The sequence below is a fragment of the Amycolatopsis sp. NBC_00345 genome (genome assembly GCF_036116635.1).
GTDB lineage: Bacteria > Actinomycetota > Actinomycetes > Mycobacteriales > Pseudonocardiaceae > Amycolatopsis.
Genome location: NZ_CP107995.1, coordinates 2445517 through 2464269, shown reverse-complemented (window position 1 = coordinate 2464269; position 18753 = coordinate 2445517). Strand labels below are relative to the sequence as shown.

Here is an 18753-nt window from a genome sequence, read left to right as displayed (position 1 = left end):
CAGTACAGCCGTGTGGGATTGGCCACGGCAGCCGTTGCTGTGCCTCGGGTGCAGGCGCGACGCGCGGGACGAAGTCGACCAGCGCACCGTCGTCAGGCATGTGGCTCTTCAGGTTCGGGTGCGGCCAGTCGGTGCCCCACAGTGCGCGGTCGTCCGGCCCGTCCAGCGGAAGCTGTTCGACGGCACCGTTTTCCCGCGTTGACCCGGCGTTCCTCTGTTAGTCTCCGCAGGCAGACAGAGGGGAACGCGATGCCGGAACCCGATTTCACGTCCACAGTGGACATCGCCCGCCCGGACGGCGACGAGCGTACGGCCGAGCAGTGGGCCCGCGCCGTCTGGGAGGACGCGCCCGCCCCGGTCCGTGCCTTCCTGCGCGCGGGCTGGGCGTACCTCGGCCTCCGGGTGCGCCGCGCCCCCGGCCGGGTGTTCGGCTGGACCGTCGTCGAGTCGACGCCGGAGACGGTGGTCCTCGAAGCGCCGTCCAGCCTGATGGCGGCGCGGAACGTCGTCCACGTCGACGGCGCGCGCGTCCGCTGGACCACCACCGTGAGCTACCGCCGGCCCGTGGCGCGGCTGCTGTGGGCCGTCGCCACGCCGTTCCATGAGCGGCTCATCCCGTCGCGGCTGCGCCACGTCGCCGCGCCCGCCAGCCGTGACGACCGCAAGCACCGCGCCGTCACCGCGTTCCAGCGCCGGATCGGCAACCCGCTGCTGCGCCGCCTGCCGACGCAGACGTTGCTGGAGACCACCGGCCGCAGCTCCGGGCTCCCCCGCCGCACCCCGATCGGCGGCCGCCGCACCGGCCGGCAGTTCTGGCTGGTCTCGGAGTTCGGCGAGCGCTCGCACTACGTCCGCAACATCCAGGCGGACCCGCGCGTCCGCGTCCGCCTGCACGGCGTCTGGTACACGGGCACCGCCCGCCTCCTCCCCGACGACGACGCCCGCGCCCGGCTGAAGGCCTTGCCCCGCCTGAACAGCACCGCCGTCCAGGCCTTCGGCACGGACCTGCTCACCATCCGCGTCGACCTCGGCTGAGGCCCGCTCCCCTGGCCCGGTTGGACCCGCGCCGTTATTCCCGCTTCCGCGAGAAACCCGCCGCTTTCCCACCGGGTGGTAACCGCTGTCCGCGCCCCGGGAACCGGCGCAGACTGCGTGAACAGGCCCAGGGGAAAGGACACCACGCATGGCAGGGGTTAGCGGACCACGAATCGCCGTGGCCCTGGAGGGGGCAGGCTGGCATCCGGCGGCGTGGCGCGAGCCGGACGCCCGGCCGGCCGAACTGCTCACCGCCGGGTACTGGACGGACCTGGTCCGCGAGGCCGAAGCGGCCAAGCTGGACTTCGTCACGTTCGAGGACTTCCTCTCGCTGCGGGCGGACTCCCGCGCCGAGACCGTCGAAGACCGCGACGACGTCGTGCAGGGCCGCCTCGACGCGGTGCTGATCGCGTCGCGCGTCGCGCCGCTGACCTCGCGCATCGGCCTGGTCCCGACCGCCGTCGTCACCCACACGGAGCCGTTCCACCTGTCGAAGGCCATCGCCACGCTCGACTACGTGAGCAGCGGCCGCGCCGGCGTCCGCGTGCAGGTCTCCGGCCGCGAAGACGAGTACCGGCACTTCGGCCGCCGCGAGCCCGGCGAGTTCCACCTGCCCGACAGTGCCGACCCGGACCGGCCGAGCGCGCTCGCGGACCTGTTCGACGAGGCCGCGGACTACGTCGAGGTGCTGCGCCGGCTGTGGGACAGCTGGGAGGACGACGCGGAGATCCGCGACGTCGCCACCGGCCGTTTCGTGGACCGCGAGAAGCTGCACTACATCGACTTCACCGGGCGCTGGTTCTCCGTGAAGGGCCCGTCGATCACGCCGCGGCCGCCGCAGGGCCAGCCGCTGGTCACCGCGCTGGCGCACGCCGCGGTGCCGTACCGGCTGGCGGGCCGGTCGACCGACCTGGTCTACGTGACGCCGTTCGACCGCGCGGGAGCCGCCACGATCGTCGGCGACGTCCGAGCGGAGCAGGAGCGCGCGGGCCGAGCGGGCGAGACACTGCACGTTTTCGGCGACCTCGTGGTGTTCCTGGACGAGACCGCGCAGGCCGCCGCCGACCGCAAGGCGCGCCTGGACGAGCTGGCGGGCGCCGAGTACACCTCCGACGCGACGGTGTTCACCGGCACCCCCGCCGAGCTGGCCGACCTGCTGCTCGACTGGCACGCCGCCGGCCTGTCCGGCTTCCGGCTGCGCCCGGGCACGCTGCCGCACGACCTCACGGCCATCACCCGAGGCCTCGTCCCCGAACTGCGCGGGCGCGGCGCGTTCCGCAGTGAGTACGAGGCCGACACGCTCCGCGGGCTGCTCGGCCTGTCGAGGCCCGCCAACCGCTACGCCGCCTGAGGAGGACCCTGATGACCAAGCCCCTGAAGCAGATCCACCTCGCGGCGCACTTCCCCGGGGTCAACAACACCACCGTGTGGAGCGATCCCGCGGCCGGCAGCCACATCGAGTTCAGCTCGTTCGTCAAACTCGCGCAGACCGCCGAGCGCGCGAAGTTCGACTTCTTCTTCCTGGCCGAGGGCCTGCGGCTGCGGGAGCAGAACGGCGAGATCTACGACCTGGACGTGGTCGGCCGCCCGGACACGTTCACGGTGCTCAGCGCGCTCGCGGCCGTCACCGAGCGGCTGGGGCTGGCGGGCACGATCAACTCGACGTTCAACGAGCCGTTCGAGGTGGCGCGGCAGTTCGCGTCGCTGGACCACCTCTCGGCCGGGCGCGCGGCCTGGAACGTCGTGACGTCGTGGGACGCCTTCACCGGCGAAAACTTCCGCCGCGGCGGCTTCCTGCCGCAGGACCAGCGCTACTCGCGGGCCGAGACGTTCATGCGCACGGCGTGGGAGCTGTTCGACTCCTGGCGCGGCGACGAGGTGCTGGCCGACAAGGCGAGCGGCCGCTTCCTGGCCGACCCGCGGGCCGGCGCGTTCTCCCACCACGACCAGCACTTCGACATCGAGGGCCGGTTCCCGGTGCCGCGCAGCCCGCAGGGCCGCCCGGTGATCATCCAGGCCGGCGACTCCGACGACGGCCGCGAGTTCGCCGCCGCGACGGCCGACGCGATCTTCACCCGCCACGGCACGCTCGAAGCGGGCCAGGCGTTCTTCACCGACGTCAAGGGCCGCCTGGCGAAGTACGGCCGCACCCACGACCAGCTGGTCATCCTGCCCGCGGCGACGTTCGTCCTGGGCGACACGGACGCGGACGCCCAGGAAAAGGCCCACGAGGTGCGGCTGCAGCAGGTCAGCGAGGCGACGGCGATCAAGTTCCTCGAGCAGCTGTGGAACACCGACCTCAGCGACCACGACCCGAACGGCCCGCTGCCGTCTTCGGACCCCGTCGTGGGCGAAAACAAGATCGCCAAGGGCCGCGCGAGCGTCCGCATGTACCGCGACCCGGTCGCCACCGCGCACGAGTGGCGCCAGCTCGCGGAGGCGAAGAACCTGTCCACCCGCGAAGTCATCATCGAGGTCACGGGCCGCCAGAACTTCATCGGCTCCCCCACCACCGTAGCCACCACGATCAACGACCTGGTCCAGTCCGACGCGAGCGACGGTTTCATCCTGGTCCCCCACGTAACCCCCGGCGGCCTGGACGAATTCGCCGACACGGTGGTCCCCCTCCTGCAGGACCGGGGCGTCTTCCGCACCGAATACTCAGGCCCCACCCTCCGCGACCACCTGGGCCTGACCTGACCCCGGAGTGCGGGCCGCCCCCTCTTGGCCGGGGCCGCCCGCACTCCCGCCCCACCAACCCCTCCGGCCGATGATCAACCGAGCAAAATAGCCACCCAGCCCGGCCCCGGATGTCGGACCCCCCTGAAAACGGAGCCCGGAGCGTCGTATAGTCTCTTCATCAGCAGGTCCGAGTGGCGGAATGGCAGACGCGCTAGCTTGAGGTGCTAGTGCCCTTAATGGGCGTGGGGGTTCAAGTCCCCCCTCGGACACACACGTTAACCACACGTGGAGAGACCGTCACGAAGGCGGTCTCTTTTTCGTTGTCGTAGACCACTTGAAGGTCCAGGTCCCGGTAGACCTGCGTGATCCGCTCGGGTTTCCGTGAGTTCAGGTGCCGCGAGACGTCGCCGAGCGAGTCCAGCATCGCGTAGACCTCCGCCGCGTCGACCGTGGCCACCTCGGGCAGGTGGTCCAACTCCGCCCGCGCGGCCTGCCGCTCCGCCTGAGCAAGGTTCATCGCGTCGACCAGCGCCGCGGGATCCACCCCGGCCTCGATCGCCGCCTGGTGGCGCCGCAGCCGCCCCTCCGCGTTCTTCAGCCGCTTCTCAACCGCATCCCGACCCGTCCCCGGCTTGACCTGCTGCGCCCCGACCATGGCGGCCACGGTCTCGTCGCGGTTGGCCGGATCGAAGACCTGACACAGCCATGCATTGATCGGCGGAGTCACCACGTCCTCGCGAAGGTTCACCGTCTTGGGATGGCCAGCGAGGGCCGCCGAGCCCGGCGCCATTGTCCGTGCGATGCATCGGTAGTAGACGCCCTTCCGAATCGCTGCGCCCTGCATCTTCCGGGTGCAGATCTCGCAACGCACCAAACCTTTCAACAGATACGTGTGCTTCGTAGCGCTCCGGTCCCGGTCAAGCTTCGCGATGCCGCGCATGCCGCCGGCAGCACGCGACCGGCGCACCAGCTGCGCCTGCGTGAACGTCTCGACGGAGACAATCTCCGGGTGTGCGGGCTGCCTTGAACGAACGACACGTCCCGGCTCCGCCCGCCGGAACCGCACGATGTTCCCTGCCCCGACGTCATCCGGGTTCAACAGCGTCTCTTGCTTGGTCCAGCGACCGAAGATCGCATACCCGGTGTACCGCGGATTCTCCAGAATCGACCGGACCGTGCTGCCCTGCCAGCCATCGGCCAGTCGATGCCGGTTCTGCTCCGGCCGCCGCTCCGAGGGGCACGGCACCCCATCCTGATTCAGTCCCTTCGCGATCGCGCGGTCGCCCACACCCTCCAGATACTCAGCGAAGATCCGCTGCACGACGTCGGCCGTCCCGTCCTCGATAACGAGTACCCGCAGCCGGAATCCCTCAGCCGCCTTCCGCGGATTCGGGTGCGGCCCACTGTCAACGACGACGTATCCATACGGCGCCCGGCCACCCTGGTGCCGACCTTCGTTGATCACCTGCGCGTCCATCGCCGCGCGGACGCGGGCCTGGACGTGCTGGCGCTCCGACTCGCTCATCCCGCCCAACACGCTCATGAGCATCTTGTGCGACGGGTTCCGCGCGTCGAACTTCCCACCCAGCTCCGGCACCCACAGATCCACCCCGTACGCCGCGAACTTCGGCGCGATAAGCGAGAACTGGTTACCGAACCAACACCGCGTACCCTCGCCGACCACCACGGCGTTCCATTTGCGCCGCGGGTTCTTCAGCTCCGCCATCAACCGCGCGGCCTCAGTGCGCCGCTCCCACGGCACTGAACGCGACTGCCCGATATCGAAGTACTCCGCCACGATCCGGCCACCCAGCGGCTCGACGAACTTGCTCGCGTTCCCGACCTGCCAGCCGCGGGAGGTCTCCGGGTCCTGGTTGTCCTCGGTCGAGCACCGTCCGTAGACCGCCAACTCGCCGATCCCGTCGTCCACCGGAACAGCGACCTCCAGGCCCAGGATGTCGTCCAGCGTCGACCACGGGTCAGTGCTGATTTCAGCCGTCACGGTCCACCTCCTCCGCCGGTCCGTCCAGCACCGGCACTTCGGTAAGCTCGATCAGGATCAACCTCGTCGACCTGCTGATCGATCACCGGCGAGCGGTGAAGTCGAGCTTTGCGCCGGAACGTCGATAGGACCTTCCACCCGAGGGCATCAGCCAAAGCACGACCCCCAGGCGGCGGCTACGGTCCTGACCACCTCGAACCTTGCCCGGTCAACCAAGTAAGAGCGTTGTGGTTAGCGTGCAAGATCGTCCTCGGATTTGTAGGTGTAGAAGTCTCGCGGACACCAACCCGCTAGAATCAGGCAGCTGTTGGGCACCGAACCGGTGTTCACCGGCTGCTTCCACGTGGCCAAAGAGATCCTGGGCGGCTTCGGCTGGGAGCTGCTATTTACCCTGCTGTCTCCGCTGCTGCTGGCGATCGCCGTCGCGATCGAGCACAACGACCGCGGCCCGGTCATCTACCGCCCCAGCGCCGCGTCGGCCGCGAAGGCGCGACGTTCACCAAGCTCAAGTTCCACACCATGGTCACCAACGTCGGCGAAATCCGCGTCCCCGGGCACAGTTACCTCGCCAGCTCCGCCGCGGCCCGGGAAACGACCTCTTCACTGGTGAGCGGACTGCGGGGGTGGTAGCTGAGGCAGAGGGGCACGTGCAGCTTGCGTGGCTTCGCGCCCTCCGCGGCCAGGTAGAACTCGCCGCTGCTCAGGCGTGAGACATCCGGTACGTCGCCGCCCTTGCCTTTGGCCATTTCTCGCGCCGCCTCGACCTGGATCGGGCTGTTGAGCCGGCCGTAGAACTGCGTGGCGGCGTTGCCCGGGATGCGGTTGTGCAGGCCTTTGGGTGCCTGGGTGGCGAAGACCAGTCCCAGACCGTACTTCCGAGCTTGCGAGGCCAGGGCCAAGGTGCTCCGCGTGCACGCGGTGATCGCGCCGGACGGGGCGAACGTCTGCGCTTCGTCCATGACCAGCAGGCCGAGCAGCGGCCGCTCGCTGGCCGGGTGTCTCTTGATCCACGCGAACAGCGCCATCTGCAACTGGTTCACGAAGCTCTGGCGTGCCTCGTCGGACGGCAGCCCGACCATGCTGATGACGGAAACCCGGGCACGCTTGCCCGCCTTCGGGGTGAGCAGCAGGCCAGGGTCGACCGGAGTGCCGGTACCGCCGAACAACGGGTCGTTGACCATCGTGGCCGTCAGCGCCTGCGCCAATCCCGCACCGATCTTGCCGGCGTCGGCCAGGTCGATGATCCCGTCGGGCAGGTCGGCGAGGGTGTCGATGAGCCCTGGCAACCGGGTACCACCCCGCCGGCCGTAGTGCTCGACCGCGCGGCGCAGGACCGCCTGCCCCAAGTGCGCCTTCGCCGCCCGCCCGTGCAGCATCGCTCTAGGTGCGAGCGACGCGACGGCCGCCTCCACGGCTTCGGCGAACTCGTCGGGGTCGTCGAGCGTGGCGCCAAAGTCGGGCAGCGGTTGGAAACTCAGCGGGCGGCCGGCTTCCCTGCGCGGTGTCCACACCACGACGTCGGTGTGGTCCAGGTAGTCGGCTGCTTTCGCCGCATCGCCCTCGTCCCATTGCGCCGGCGGTTCCGGCCAAGCGTCGCCGAGCCGGGCCAGGTCGTTGTTGGGATCCAGTACGATGGCGGAGACGCCTTGCAGCGCGCACTCCTCGACGAGCCTGCGGATCAGCACCGTCTTGCCCGAACCGGACCCAGCGAAGATCGTCATGTGCTTGCGCAGAGCTTCGAGGTCGAGCCGGGCAGGTCGTTCCGTTGTGTGATCGCGCCCGACGATCAGGGTCGGTACGTCGGCGGGGGCATCCCCGTGCCGGGGATTCTCCGGCGCCACCACGACCTCGTCCCGAGACGTCACCGACGGGGCTGCCGTCGGTTGCGGGCCGGCCGGAAGCCATGAGCCGACGTCCGTCAGTGCCGTTCGCAACACCGAGAGGTGCTGGGCTGGGCGGCGTGAGACTAGCCACGGCTGGATCCCGGTGGGGTCGTCGTCGAGCAGCGTGCGGAGTGCTGTGAGCACCCGCAAGTCCTCGTGATCCAGTGGCAGCGTTTGCCCGCCCCGCTCCGCGATGGCGCGCAGTTCCTCTTGCGTCTTTGCACCCGACCAGGGCTCGTTCCGGAGCAGGAAGAGCTTCCGCTTCGCCACCGTGCTGTCCAGCGCGGCGGCTTCGTCGGCGTTGCGCAGGCGGTTGAGCGCCGCATTGCCGTGGTGCTTGTCGCTGACGGCGCGGAAGCACCAGTGCACCTGGTCTCCCGTGCTTTCGTCGAGGACCAGGCGCAGCCGGGCGTGCAGGCGGGGTTTCGCGCTGGGCAGCGGGTCCACCTCGAACGCCGAGCCCTGCTCGCCCTGCTCCAGCTTCCAGGCGGTCAGGCCGGCGCTGAGCAGGCTCGGTACCACCGTGTCCTCGGTTTCGGCCTCCAGCGGACTTGCGACGTCGGCCGTGTCCTTCAACGCTTCGAACCGGGCGTCGTACCCGGCCAGCGCCTGCGGGTCCGCAGGGGACTCGGGCATCGCAGTGGTCGACGTCGGCGGGCCGGTCGCGGGCTCACCCAGCTGCGTCAGTTCCGCGGCGGTATCGGCGAGCAGGCAGCCGCGGACGTGCCTGTCGATGGTGATGAGCAACTGCCGGGGCGTGAAGTCACCGCCGGAATCGAATGCCTCGGGCCGGACCGGCCACGTGGGGTACGGTGGCTCGATCCCGAGCCGGCCGAAGTACGTCCCGAAGCGCCGGGCAATGAGCTCGCGGGCGAGGTCCGCGCTCTTGATCGTGCCGAGCTGCGGAGCCTCCCGGAAGCGGTCGAGAACAGTGGCGGTGGCCCTTGTCTTGACCAGCGCCCAGGTGGCGGGCAGGCAAGCCACGACGGTCAACGTTCGGCGGGTGCGTTCGCGTAGCGACATAAGGCCGCCGGCGACTCCCTCGATGACCATCGCATCGTGCCAGGCCGCCGCTTCGACCTCGCCCTGGTGCGCCGGGTCGGCGCCCAGCGCCGACTGGGCAAGCAGCGTGTCGATCTGGTCGACGGCCATCACCGTCGGGCCGGTCAGCGCCAGGATCAGGGACAGCTCGTGGACGATCTCCTCCGCGGTACGCGCCGCCCGGCGCATTCCCCAGGCCGAGCGTTCACCAGGAACCGCCTCCTCGTCGCAGGCGAAGTAGTTGTCGGCGACTTCCCGATGGGCTACCTCGGCCGAAGCGCTCAGCGCCAGGGCACGCACGGTCTCCTGACTGGTGCGGACGACGTATTCGTCGACGGCCTCCAGGCCGGTCAGGAAATCGTCCAGCGCGTCCTTGGTCAACGCACTCTCGCCCGTGAACGCCCGGCGGACGGCGCGGGGAGCCCCCACCCGCGCCGACAACCGCCGCAGCAACAGGTGTGACTGGGATTCGCTGCCGGGAACCGGCCGGACCAGCCCGTCCAGCATCGACGCCAGCACGCTGACCCAGAACTGCCGCGCGCTGAGCAGGCTCACCAGGAAGAAGTAGCCGCCCCGGGTCTGTACCTGCTGTCGCAGCCACCCGAGCAAGTGGGTCTTGCCCGAGCCGCGCTGTCCTTCGAGCACCAGGCCGATCGGGCTGGCACCGTCGCTGGCGACCGCGTCGGCGAGCCCGTCGCGCACCACCTGGACGACAGCCGGGTGCAGCCCGTCCACGTGGAACGAGGGAGGCCGCCACACGTCGTCGGGAACCGCCGCCCAGTTGAACCTGAGGGCGGCGAGGGCGGCACGCTCCATGTCGTCCATCACACCCCGATCGCCAGCAGGTGCTTGTCCTGGCCGCCCAGGTGGACCGCCGCGGTGCGGTCGGCGTCGGTCAGTGACTTCTGGTTTTCCTCCGGGAACAGATTGACGTCCGGCGCCCGGTTCAGTCGACGCAGCGCCTCGTCCACATCGGACTTCGGCAGGTCCGCGAAGAACGGCCGCAACCGTGCCAGTGCCACCCCAGCCCGTGGTTCGGCGGCGAGGGCGGCGTAGGTGGCGCGGAGACGCGTTTCCAGGTTGGTAGCCAGCTCTCGCGGAGCGATGTCCGTGCGGGAGAACAGTTCGGTGAGGTTGTGGTACCCGGTGCGCGGCAGCACGCGATCCCTGAGGTTGGCGTGCAGCGCGGCCAGCGCCCCACCGATCGCGCGGGCTTTCGGGCTGCTGACGTCCAGCTCCTCGTGCACGCGCGTCCAACCCTTGTCGTCCAGCACGTGGGAGTAGGTCGGGTGCGACCGTTCACTGTGGACGAGCTGCAGCCGGTTGAGCCGTTCCCGGCGCTGCTTTTCGACGTTGATTCCGTACCGGGCGATGAGCTCGGTGTTGAGCATCGGCCGTGCCTCGGCCATCAGCACGACGAGGATCGCGCCGTCGGACGGGGTCAGGGTGTCGTTGGCCATGTGGTGCCTTTCCCGGATTCGCTTCGTCGGGCGTCGGTGAACTGCAGCCCGGCCGCTCCGGGCGAGCCGTCCGCGCGGAGACCGAACTGCCGGATCCGGCGGACGGTGCCGCGATCAGCGGTCGAATCGGCAGTAAGCAGCGCGAGGTACCGCTCGGCTGCCTCGGGAGTACCCGCATTGACCTCGGCCAGCAGCGCGTGCCGATCGCCAGCGTCGAACAACGTCGCGAGCAGCTCGGCCGAGACGTCTGGGTCGGCCGCCGAGGCCCGCAGCCGCCGAAGTTCCGCATCGTCCGGCTTCCGGTCCAGGTCCTGCGCGCAGAGCAAGCCGAGGTGACGTTCGGCCACCGGATCGCCGGTCTCGGCCAGCTGTCGCAGTTCTGCTTCGCGGCCGAGACTCCGCAACAGGTCGGCGAGCCGCTCGAGGACAACCGGGTGTCCCCCGTCCGCCAGTACGCGCAGCTCGTCCAGACAGCCCCGATAGGCCAGTAGCTCCGCCAGATCCTCGAGCGCGACAACGTCGCCTTTTGCTGCGTGCGCTCGCAGTGCGTCCGCTCGCCCGCCATCCGTGAGCAGTTCCACCAGCAGGTCTTCCGCGCGGGCATCGTCTACGGCCTGATGCCGGAGCTGCTCGGCTCGTGACTGGATCTCGACCAGCTCCGCACGCAGGATCCAGCGCTGCTTGTCGGCGGGCTCAGCCGCCAGCCAGGCCTCCACCGTGGCGATCGCTTCGCCGAGCCGGTCCTGCCGGCGCAGCAACGCGATCAAGTGCGCCAACGCGGTCCGGTCACCGGTCTGGTGGAGCCGGCGAAGTGCCTGCTCGGCGTAGCCGTAACGCATCCGGGCGAGGGCCGCGCCGGCCAGCCGTCGCAGGTCGTCCACGTCTCTCACGTGGGTGACCAGTGCTGTCCACAAGCTGTCCGGCGGGCATTCGGTGCGGCGAACCTTGCCGATGTGCTGGGCGAGGTAGTCGGCGACCACGTACCCCGCCACACTCCCGGCTGCCTCGCCGGCGACCGAGCTGAGTGCCGACACCGCGCCGTGCAGGCGGCCGGTGGCGTGCGTCAACGCACGGTCCAGCCACACGTCGACCGGCACTACCCGCTCGGCGGGCGTGAGGTAGTCCACCATCGCGGCGGCCAGCGCGATGGCCGGAAGCGGGCTCTGAACGCCGAGCCGACGGGCCTCTGCCGTGGCCGAGATGGCGGCTTTGCTGTACGGGTCGGGGGCCTGTTCCCATGAGGTAACGAGGTCGGGCGCGGCGGCCAAGACCTGAGTCAGCCCGGCGTCGAACACCGCCAGTGCGTTCTTGATTCGGCTGTCGACCGCGGCGATTTCGGTGGCACGGCTCCGTTCGATGTCGCTGAAAGCTTTCGGAACGCTGATCACCGTGGCGAAATCGATCAGGCGTGCCTCCGCGCGTACGTCGTCGCCCTCGGCCGGGAGACGTTTGAACCTGAGGTAGGAGTCGGGCCAGAGTGTGCCGACCACGATCATCCCGGTTGTCCGGACCAAGGTCACCAGGTGTTCCCGCAGCAGTGGCGGATCGGCGCCGAAATAGCGCTGGATTTCGTCCAGCCAAAGCACCGTCCGCTCGGTCGGCGCCGCGAGCAGGTCGTGGATCTCCTGGGTTTTCGCCGGCTGCACCAGCCACCAGTCGGGGACGACCACCCGGACCGCCTCGCCGAGTGAGCGGGTCTTGCCCCAAGACGACCCGCCGACCAGGAGGACGAAGCAGCCGCGATCGACACCGTGTGCGATCCGGTTGCGGAGCTCGTCGTCGAAGTCGCGCGGGACGTACGAAGGCAGATCGTCGTGGTCACCGTCGCTCGAAATCGCCGGGTGAACGCCCAGTTCGCGCAGGGACGCTTCATCGACGCGGCGTGCGTTGGCTGGCCCCTGGCCCATCGACGCGTTGAGCCGCTGCCACGCACCGACCACCTGCGCGTGTTCCGCTGCCGATACCTGCCACGCCTTGAGCAGGCTTTCCAGCAGGTCCTTCTTCACCGGACGCCTGCCACGCAGCGCGTCACTGACGGTGCTCCTCGGCAGGTCTCGCAGTCTCTCGCCGGTCTCCGGCAGCCTCTTGCCGATCTTCTCGAGGTCGCCGAGGGTTTTTCCGCTCCGTAGGTGCAATCCGCCGAGGTGCTGGGCGAAGTCGGCCCACGTGTGCACCGCCGAGGGGTCGGAAGGGCCGACGGAGGTCAGTGTCATCACCTTCCGGAGCAGGCGCCGGACGTTCCCGGACAGCCTACGGATGGGCGGGCGGCGAGCGCTACGGCTGCACTTCGCCCCTCACCCGTTCGCCCCATCCGACATCGTCCGCGTGCGTCCGGATCCATCGACCGGCCGTCCGGCCAGTTGCTGCGCTGAGTCCCGACCTCCCCGAACCACCGGCGGAAAGAGGACTCACGATGCGACACCGGCGAGGTACAGGCCACGCAGTGCGGCGGCCCAACATCCGGCAAGTGCGGGCATTACTCGGGCACTGCGGCTTGAGCGTGCGTGGCTATGACATCGAGTGCGTCGCCACGCTGCCCGGCGCCGATGGTCGGCCCGCCTACGGGGCCAGCCCGCACGACGGATCCGGTCGTCCGCTCGTCGGTGCCCGGGGCCGTCCGCTCATCGTGCTGTCGGGGTTGGCGCTCCTCGACGTGGAGACCGCGGTGGTGACCGTCTTCCACGAGGTCGCCCACCACCGGTCCTACCGGACGACCGGTCACGCCGGCACCGAAGCGGCGGCTGAAAGCTACGGGCAGCGGATGTACCGGGAGTTCGTCCGGCAGCGTGCCTAGCCGCGCCCGGCCGAGACGCCGGTGACGTACCACCGCCCATTATCGGCGACGGTCGACCTCACCCGGGAACCCCTGGTGTGACCGTCCAGGGGGTCATGCCGCAGATGGGTTACAGCGCATTCGGAATCGCGACGAAAGCGAACCGCACCGGCCACTACAGAGCCGACGACGTGTCGTTTATGATGACCGGCGTGTGGGAGATCCGGGTGCGGATCACCCAGCTAGGCGGAGGTTCTCGCGCAGGGTGCTGTCTAACAGGTGCGTTTCGGTTCCGCACCAGGCGATCTGGTCGCGCACAGAGTCGCCGTTGAAGGCGAGGGTGTTCGCGCCGTCGAGGCGGACGCGGCCCGAGGGTGGCGCCAGGTAGCGCATCAGCGCCACGATCACCGGCGCTTTTGCCGCGCCGGAGCGGCCGGTCAGCGCCAGCCGCCGACCGGGACCGATGGTCAGGTCGACGTCTTGGACGGCGTCGACGGGTGCGTCGGGCCAGCGGACGGCCAGACGTTTGGCGGCCAGTGAGCCGCGGCGGGCGCGGTGGGTTCGGTCTGCGCGACCGGGACGGCGTCCAGCTCGGTGAGCCGGCGCGCGGAGTGGCCGGCGTCGAGAGTCTCGCGGTGCACCGTCGTCCGCGGTCATGTAGCCCGGTTGCCCACTCATTGTTGGCGCAAAAGCCAGATTTCATCCTGCCAAGCTGATGCGTGTGGTTAGCGAGCAAGATCGTCCTCGGACACATAAAGTGGTGAACTTTCACCAAGCATCCACAGCGAGCCGACCACAGTCTTTGGTGGTCGGCATCTTGCTGTCCCCGCCCTCCATCCGTGCTCCAGGCGGTGGTCGGCGCGACCGTCCCACCCTTGATCCCCGGGACAAACTCCGCCGGCCTCCTCAGCCCGCACTCACCCACGAACGGGCCCTTGCCCCTTCCCGAACTGCCAGCCGACCGGACCCGTTCGGAGCTGCTGTACGCGATCGCGCGGATCAGCCCGGCCGGGCCAGGCCCGACTCGGCGACCCTCACCGCGACCGTGGTGAACACCTCCGTCGTGCTCCAGCCGGACCACCACGGCGCGTTCTCCCTCGGCAGACGGCGCATGGTGATCCTGCCCGTCGGGCTCCGCCGCCGCTGCGGACTGGCCTCCGGCGAAGACGTCCTCATGGTCGCCGACCCCATGCGCGGCGTCCTGGTCGCCCATCCCCTGCACGCCCTCGATGCCCTGATCCTCGGCTACCACGCCTCGCTCGCCGGGGGTGAGAACAGTGACCAGTAGCCAGGCCGAACGCGACGCCGCGCAACTGCTGCTGTCAAAGATGGACATTAACCCCGACGAGTTCCTCGCCGAACCCGAGGTCAAGCGCGTCCTGCCCACGTTCTCGCAGTACATTCCCGAAGTCGCGAAGGCACTCTCCCCCCTCCACCGCCCGGCCCTACTCGTCGTGATGGCGCCGGTTAGAAGAGCGTGGGGGTGATCGGCGGCTGGACGAACCCACACCGTCGGAAATCAAACAACTCGCCGAACGGAGCCGCGCGAATGCCCTCGTGCGCAGCAACTCCCGCAGCGGCATCGTTCGTCTGCTTGCCACCGACGATTCGGATCCGGTTCGCGACAACAGGAAACCCCGGATGGCGCGCCTGGGACGCGAAACGCCCGGTCCTGGTGTTCGACGCCCCGGTCTCCTGCCTCGCCGACGCGCCGAGGGACGCGGAACTCGCGTCCTGGCGGCGACGCACCGGGGAACGAAGCCGGGATTGACGCGGCGATACTCCACCTATGCGTGTGGGCGGGAGATCGAGCACGCCCCCGTCTTGCTGAACGAACCCGGATCGTGCCGGCCAGTGCCGAAGGGAAATCGAACATGGCGGTGGCGGCCGCGTTGAACCTCACCACGATAACGGTGGGCAAGTGGCGATCCCGGTTTGCCGTCGATCGGCTGGCCGGCTTGGACGATCAGCCACGGCCAGGTCGGCACAAACCGGACCTGGTGCTCGACGCTGCCGAGCGGGCGCGACTGACACGCTGGGCGAGGCGGTCCAGGACCGCGCAGTTGTTGGCCCTGCGCGCGAAAATCATCTGATGCCGGGCATACCCGAGCGCCGGGCCTATGGCTACCCCAATACCACTAAGTTAAGGGTGTCTGCGCAGTGGAAATGATTGGGCAACACGCCTGGCAATTGCTTTCCTTGGGTATCGGGATTGAGTAGTATTGAGTGGTGAGTCGAACTGGGCATGTGAAATTGCTGGGAAACGGTGGAGCGGACGTTCGGTTGACGGACCGGATTTCACTGGGGGTCTTGTCTGATGTGGTGCCGAGAGATTTCATTGAAGACGTGCTGAATAGAACTGGGCGTCGCGAGCAGCGATCTCGACTGCTGCCGGCCCATGTGATGGTTCGTTTTTGTATGGCGATGTGCTTGTTCTTCGATGATGACTACGAGGAAGTGATGCGTAAGCTCGTGGGATCTTTGAAGGATATGAGATCGTGGTCGGATTCGTGGCATGTTCCTTCGACCTCGGCGATCACTCAGGCTCGGCGGCGTTTGGGCGCCGAGCCGTTGCGGGAGTTGTTCGAGGATATAGCGGTTCCGGTGGCGGGTCCGGGCACGAAAGGCGCATGGCTGAGATCGTGGCGGTTGATGTCGATTGACGGGTGCACGTTGAATATTCCGGACACCGCGGCCAACGTCGCCGAGTTTAATCGGTCCAACAACGGTCCGAATGCGAGTGCCTACCCGATCGTGCGAGTCGTCGGGCTTGGCGAATGCGGCTCACATGTCCTCGTCGATGCCGCGCTTGGCGGTGCGCCTGCCGGAGAGACTACCCTGGCCAAGGAGCTGACCCGCTCATTCGAGGCAGACATGCTCATCACCGCCGACCGCAGCTTCTACAGCTTCCCTGCCTGGCAGGAGACGCTCGAGACCGGCGCCGATGCCCTGTGGCGGGTGAAGTCGAATCTTCTGCTGCCGGTCGCGCGTGTCCTGCCGGACGGTTCCTACCTCTCGGCCGTGTTCCCGCCGAAATTACGCAACTACCACAAGAAGGAAATCCTCACACGGATCCGAGACGGCGCCATGCCGCACACGACTCAGGCCATGGTGGTGCGTGTCGTCGAATACGAGATTCCCGACCGTGAGCGAACCGAGGAACATGACACCATTCGCCTGATCACCTCAATACTCGACCCTGAAGACATACCTGCTATCGAGTTAGCTACTGCCTATAGTGAGCGTTGGGAGTACGAAAGCCTGCTTGATGAGGTCAAGACTCATCAACGCGGGCCAGGGCGAGTGCTGAGGTCTCAATCGCCGGAGATGGTCAGGCAAGAAATATGGGCGTTGCTGCTGACTCACTACAGCATACGGGCGCTCATGTGCCGGGCTGCCGACGAAGCCGATGTCGATCCCGACCGATTGTCGTTCATGCGCACTCTCCGCGTCATCCGCCGCCAGGTCACAAGCCAGGCGGCTTTTTCCCCCTCAAAAACTGAAAAAGGCACGCGCGGAGACGACGACTGAAATTCTTGAACGTCGCCACCGGCCGCGGCGACACCGAACAAACCCACGCGCCCTCAGGAGACTCAGATACAACCGCTACAGAGTCAAAAAACCCGCCGACCACAGCATCCGACACGCCGGCCCGCCGACCATTACCCTACAGCCTCCAGCGGCTTAACTTAGTGGTATTGATGGCTACCCGCGGTACGGCATCACCAGCCTGTTCGCCGCGTTCACCATCGCCTGCGGCACCGTCATCGGCGAACTGCGCCATCGCCACAGCGCGGTGGAGTTCACTGGGCAGGATCTGCAGGACGCGCTCGGCGAAGGCCCGATCGATGGGAGGCTCATCGGGCCGGGCGTTTCCCTTCGACGCATTCTCTCCCGTCGCCGAGAAGGCTAGCAACGGAAAGACGCAGAACGTATCCCCCGGCCGGGCGATGCGGGAACAGTCCGCAGTCGGCACAAGACGTCCGCATGGCGCATGCGTTAACGGACATGACGCTTACGTTAGTGAGCATGACGCATACGTCAACGTTAAAATAGTGATCAACTAGTACTCCAGTCGGACTTCGTGATGTCGCTGGTGGGCTGCCTGAAGACAGGTGCGGCCACCAGTTGATCATGGTCGGTTGTGTGGACTAACCCTGATCGGCTGGTGGCCGCGGGTCCCAGCGTAAACCCTGACCGATGGGCGGTGATGTTCGAGGAGATGATCAGCCGGATCGCCGGCCGGTTCACCCGCGTCGAACCCCGCCGACGAGCACGGGCCCTGCTGCTCGGGCTGCTGTCGGACCTGCCGGACAGGAACTGCTGGACCATCTCCGAACACGCCGGCGACGACACCCCCGGCGGGATACAACACCTGCTGCGCAAAGCAGTCTGGGACGCCGACGAGGTCCGCGACGACCTGCGCGACTACGTCACCGAACACCTCGGCGACACCGGCGCCGTGCTGGTCGTCGACGAAACCGGCGACCTCAAGAAAGGCGTCCACACCGTCGGAGTGCAACGCCAATACACCGGCACCGCGGGCCGTATCGAGAACGCCCAGGTCGCGGTCTACCTCACCTACGCCACCGACACCGGCCACGCATTCATCGACCGGGCCCTCTACCTCCCGAAATCCTGGACCGCCGATCCCGGCCGCCGCACCGACGCCGGAATCCCCGACGACACCGCGTTCGCGACGAAACCCGCGCTGGCGACCACCATGATCGGGCGCGCCCTCGACGCCGGCGTCCGCGCACAGTGGGTCGCCGGGGACGAGGTTTACGGAGCCGACCCCAGCCTGCGCAAGAACCTGGAAAAGCGCGGTGTTGGCTACGTTCTCGCCATCGGCCGCGACCGCCGGGTCAGCACCCCCGCAGGCGTGCTGCGCGCTGACGGTGTCGCCGCCAGGCTGCCCAAGCACGTCTGGCAACGCCTCTCCGCCGGCACTGGAGCGAAAGGACACCGCTACTACGACTGGGCTTTCGCCGACATCGACACCGACGAGACCGACGGGCACCGGTGGCTGCTGATCCGCCGCCACCGCACCACCGGCGAGCTGGCGTTCTACCGATGCTACGCACCCGAACCCGTGCCGCTACAGGTTCTGGTTCACGTCGCGGGCCGCAGATGGACGATCGAGGAATCCTTCCAGACCAGCAAAGGCCTCACCGGACTCGACCAGCACCAGGTCCGACGCTGGACCTCCTGGCACCGCTGGACGGTCATGGCGATGCTCGCCTACGCCTTCCTCGCCGTTGTCGCATCCACCGAACGAACCCCCAAGCCCTCGACCGCCGGGTGGATCTCATTGACCTGCAACGAAATCCACCACCTGTTCACCACACTCATCAGCCGACCCGTTCTCGATGCCGCGCACCGGATCCGCCGCTCAACATGGCGCAGACGCCACCAATACCGCGCCCAACAAGCCCACTACCAGCGACAATCGACCCACGAACCATGACCATCACGAACTACGACTGGAGTACTAGGAGACGGTTTCGCGGATCACTGACAAAGTGGTCACGGAGATGCAGGACTGGTCCAGCCGGCCGCTCGACCCGATCTACGTCACGGTGTTCGTCGATGCGATCCACGTCAAGGCCCGCGACGGGCAGGTCGCCAACCGGCCCGTCCACGCCGCCATCGGCGTCACCGTGGACGGTCGCAAGGACGTGCTCGGCCTGTGGATGGGCAGCGGCGGCGAGGGCGCGAAGTTCTGGATGAGCGTGCTGATCGACCTGAAGAGCCGCGGCGTGTTCTTCCTTGTCTGCGACGGCCTCAAAGGCCTGCCCGAGGTCGTGGCGAACGTGCCAGCGGCCATTTCCCGACCGAGCAGGCCGCGATGAAACCGCCTGTACCTTGTGACCCGCA

At 68.2% G+C, this 18753-nt stretch carries 16 protein-coding genes, 1 tRNA gene and 1 pseudogene; 11 read left to right on the top strand and 7 right to left on the bottom strand.

The window, feature by feature from the left end; translation table 11 throughout:
• Nucleotides 1–249: 249 nt before the first annotated feature.
• The 4 genes from OG943_RS10895 to OG943_RS10880 all read left to right on the top strand — a co-directional run bounded on the left by OG943_RS10895 (nucleotide 250) and on the right by OG943_RS10880 (nucleotide 3986).
• Nucleotides 250–1035 carry a nitroreductase/quinone reductase family protein gene (locus OG943_RS10895; protein WP_328609601.1) on the top strand — a complete coding sequence of 262 codons (786 nt, stop codon included), beginning with the start codon at nucleotides 250–252 and terminating at the stop codon, nucleotides 1033–1035.
• A 148-nt stretch (nucleotides 1036–1183) separates the two neighbouring features.
• Nucleotides 1184–2386 carry an LLM class flavin-dependent oxidoreductase gene (locus tag OG943_RS10890; RefSeq protein WP_328609600.1) on the top strand — a complete coding sequence of 401 codons (1203 nt, stop codon included), beginning with the start codon at nucleotides 1184–1186 and terminating at the stop codon, nucleotides 2384–2386.
• Between the two features lie 11 nt (nucleotides 2387–2397).
• Nucleotides 2398–3735: an NtaA/DmoA family FMN-dependent monooxygenase gene (locus OG943_RS10885; RefSeq protein ID WP_328609599.1), complete on the top strand. Its 1338-nt coding sequence runs from the start codon at nucleotides 2398–2400 to the stop codon at nucleotides 3733–3735.
• 167 nt (nucleotides 3736–3902) lie between these two features.
• Nucleotides 3903–3986 (top strand) — tRNA-Leu (locus tag OG943_RS10880).
• On the opposite strand, the gene OG943_RS10875 is transcribed toward OG943_RS10880, so the two are convergent.
• From OG943_RS10875 to OG943_RS10855, 4 genes are all read right to left on the bottom strand, one after another.
• Nucleotides 3968–5719, bottom strand: a complete 1752-nt coding sequence (locus OG943_RS10875) for a recombinase family protein (RefSeq protein WP_328609598.1) — start codon at nucleotides 5717–5719, stop codon at nucleotides 3968–3970. The two genes, OG943_RS10880 and OG943_RS10875, sit on opposite strands and share 19 nt — an antisense overlap.
• A gap of 560 nt (nucleotides 5720–6279) precedes the next feature.
• Complete coding sequence (locus tag OG943_RS10865; protein ID WP_328609597.1) at nucleotides 6280–9459, bottom strand: helicase HerA domain-containing protein; 3180 nt, start codon at nucleotides 9457–9459, stop codon at nucleotides 6280–6282.
• A gap of 8 nt (nucleotides 9460–9467) precedes the next feature.
• Nucleotides 9468–10103: a hypothetical protein gene (locus tag OG943_RS10860; protein ID WP_328609596.1), complete on the bottom strand. Its 636-nt coding sequence runs from the start codon at nucleotides 10101–10103 to the stop codon at nucleotides 9468–9470.
• Entirely contained in the window at nucleotides 10085–12109 is a 2025-nt protein-coding gene (locus OG943_RS10855) for a tetratricopeptide repeat protein (protein WP_328609595.1), read from the bottom strand. The genes OG943_RS10860 and OG943_RS10855 overlap by 19 nt, the downstream gene beginning before the upstream one ends.
• Nucleotides 12110–12570: 461 nt before the next feature.
• Here OG943_RS10855 and OG943_RS10850 point away from each other — a divergent pair, with 461 nt between their 5' ends.
• Nucleotides 12571–12897: a hypothetical protein gene (locus tag OG943_RS10850; RefSeq protein WP_328609594.1), complete on the top strand. Its 327-nt coding sequence runs from the start codon at nucleotides 12571–12573 to the stop codon at nucleotides 12895–12897.
• 213 nt (nucleotides 12898–13110) lie between these two features.
• Here the strand turns inward: OG943_RS10850 and OG943_RS10845 are convergent, their stop codons facing one another.
• The gene (locus tag OG943_RS10845; RefSeq protein WP_328612043.1) at nucleotides 13111–13317 is read right to left on the bottom strand and encodes a hypothetical protein; all 207 of its coding nucleotides are present in this window, start codon (nucleotides 13315–13317) and stop codon (nucleotides 13111–13113) included.
• Nucleotides 13318–13343: 26 nt separating this feature from the next.
• Nucleotides 13344–13517: a hypothetical protein gene (locus OG943_RS10840; RefSeq protein WP_328612379.1), complete on the bottom strand. Its 174-nt coding sequence runs from the start codon at nucleotides 13515–13517 to the stop codon at nucleotides 13344–13346.
• A 407-nt stretch (nucleotides 13518–13924) separates the two neighbouring features.
• On the opposite strand from OG943_RS10840, the gene OG943_RS10835 reads away from it, so the two are divergent.
• From OG943_RS10835 to OG943_RS10820, 4 genes are all read left to right on the top strand, one after another.
• Nucleotides 13925–14164 (top strand): hypothetical protein, encoded by a 240-nt coding sequence (locus tag OG943_RS10835; protein WP_328609593.1) that lies wholly within the window; start codon nucleotides 13925–13927, stop codon nucleotides 14162–14164.
• Nucleotides 14154–14363: a hypothetical protein gene (locus OG943_RS10830; RefSeq protein WP_328609592.1), complete on the top strand. Its 210-nt coding sequence runs from the start codon at nucleotides 14154–14156 to the stop codon at nucleotides 14361–14363. Before OG943_RS10835 ends, OG943_RS10830 begins: the two co-directional genes overlap by 11 nt.
• Nucleotides 14364–14669: 306 nt before the next feature.
• A complete protein-coding gene (locus OG943_RS10825) occupies nucleotides 14670–14969 on the top strand; it encodes a helix-turn-helix domain-containing protein (RefSeq protein ID WP_328609591.1) in 300 nt (99 codons plus the stop codon).
• Nucleotides 14970–15123: 154 nt separating this feature from the next.
• Nucleotides 15124–16407, top strand: coding sequence for an IS4 family transposase (locus tag OG943_RS10820; protein WP_442874781.1), 1284 nt, complete (start codon nucleotides 15124–15126; stop codon nucleotides 16405–16407).
• Between the two features lie 136 nt (nucleotides 16408–16543).
• Here the strand turns inward: OG943_RS10820 and OG943_RS10815 are convergent, their stop codons facing one another.
• Nucleotides 16544–16852 (bottom strand): hypothetical protein, encoded by a 309-nt coding sequence (locus OG943_RS10815; protein WP_328609590.1) that lies wholly within the window; start codon nucleotides 16850–16852, stop codon nucleotides 16544–16546.
• Between the two features lie 234 nt (nucleotides 16853–17086).
• On the opposite strand from OG943_RS10815, the gene OG943_RS10810 reads away from it, so the two are divergent.
• Together OG943_RS10810 and OG943_RS10805 are read left to right on the top strand one after the other, a co-directional pair.
• The gene (locus OG943_RS10810; protein ID WP_328609589.1) at nucleotides 17087–18343 is read left to right on the top strand and encodes an IS701 family transposase; all 1257 of its coding nucleotides are present in this window, start codon (nucleotides 17087–17089) and stop codon (nucleotides 18341–18343) included.
• 28 nt (nucleotides 18344–18371) lie between these two features.
• Nucleotides 18372–18692 (top strand): annotated as a pseudogene (locus tag OG943_RS10805) (transposase); the annotation flags it as partial.
• Nucleotides 18693–18753: the final 61 nt, after the last annotated feature.

What these genes read in the sequence shown, in the direction of transcription:
- OG943_RS10865 (WP_328609597.1), bottom strand. Translation starts at nt 9,459, where the DNA reads ATGGAGCGTGCCGCCCTCGCCGCCCTCAGGTTCAACTGGGCGGCGGTT.
- OG943_RS10860 (WP_328609596.1), bottom strand. Translation starts at nt 10,103, where the DNA reads ATGGCCAACGACACCCTGACCCCGTCCGACGGCGCGATCCTCGTCGTG.
- OG943_RS10895 (WP_328609601.1), top strand. Translation starts at nt 250, where the DNA reads ATGCCGGAACCCGATTTCACGTCCACAGTGGACATCGCCCGCCCGGAC.
- OG943_RS10810 (WP_328609589.1), top strand. Translation starts at nt 17,087, where the DNA reads ATGTTCGAGGAGATGATCAGCCGGATCGCCGGCCGGTTCACCCGCGTC.
- OG943_RS10890 (WP_328609600.1), top strand. Translation starts at nt 1,184, where the DNA reads ATGGCAGGGGTTAGCGGACCACGAATCGCCGTGGCCCTGGAGGGGGCA.
- OG943_RS10885 (WP_328609599.1), top strand. Translation starts at nt 2,398, where the DNA reads ATGACCAAGCCCCTGAAGCAGATCCACCTCGCGGCGCACTTCCCCGGG.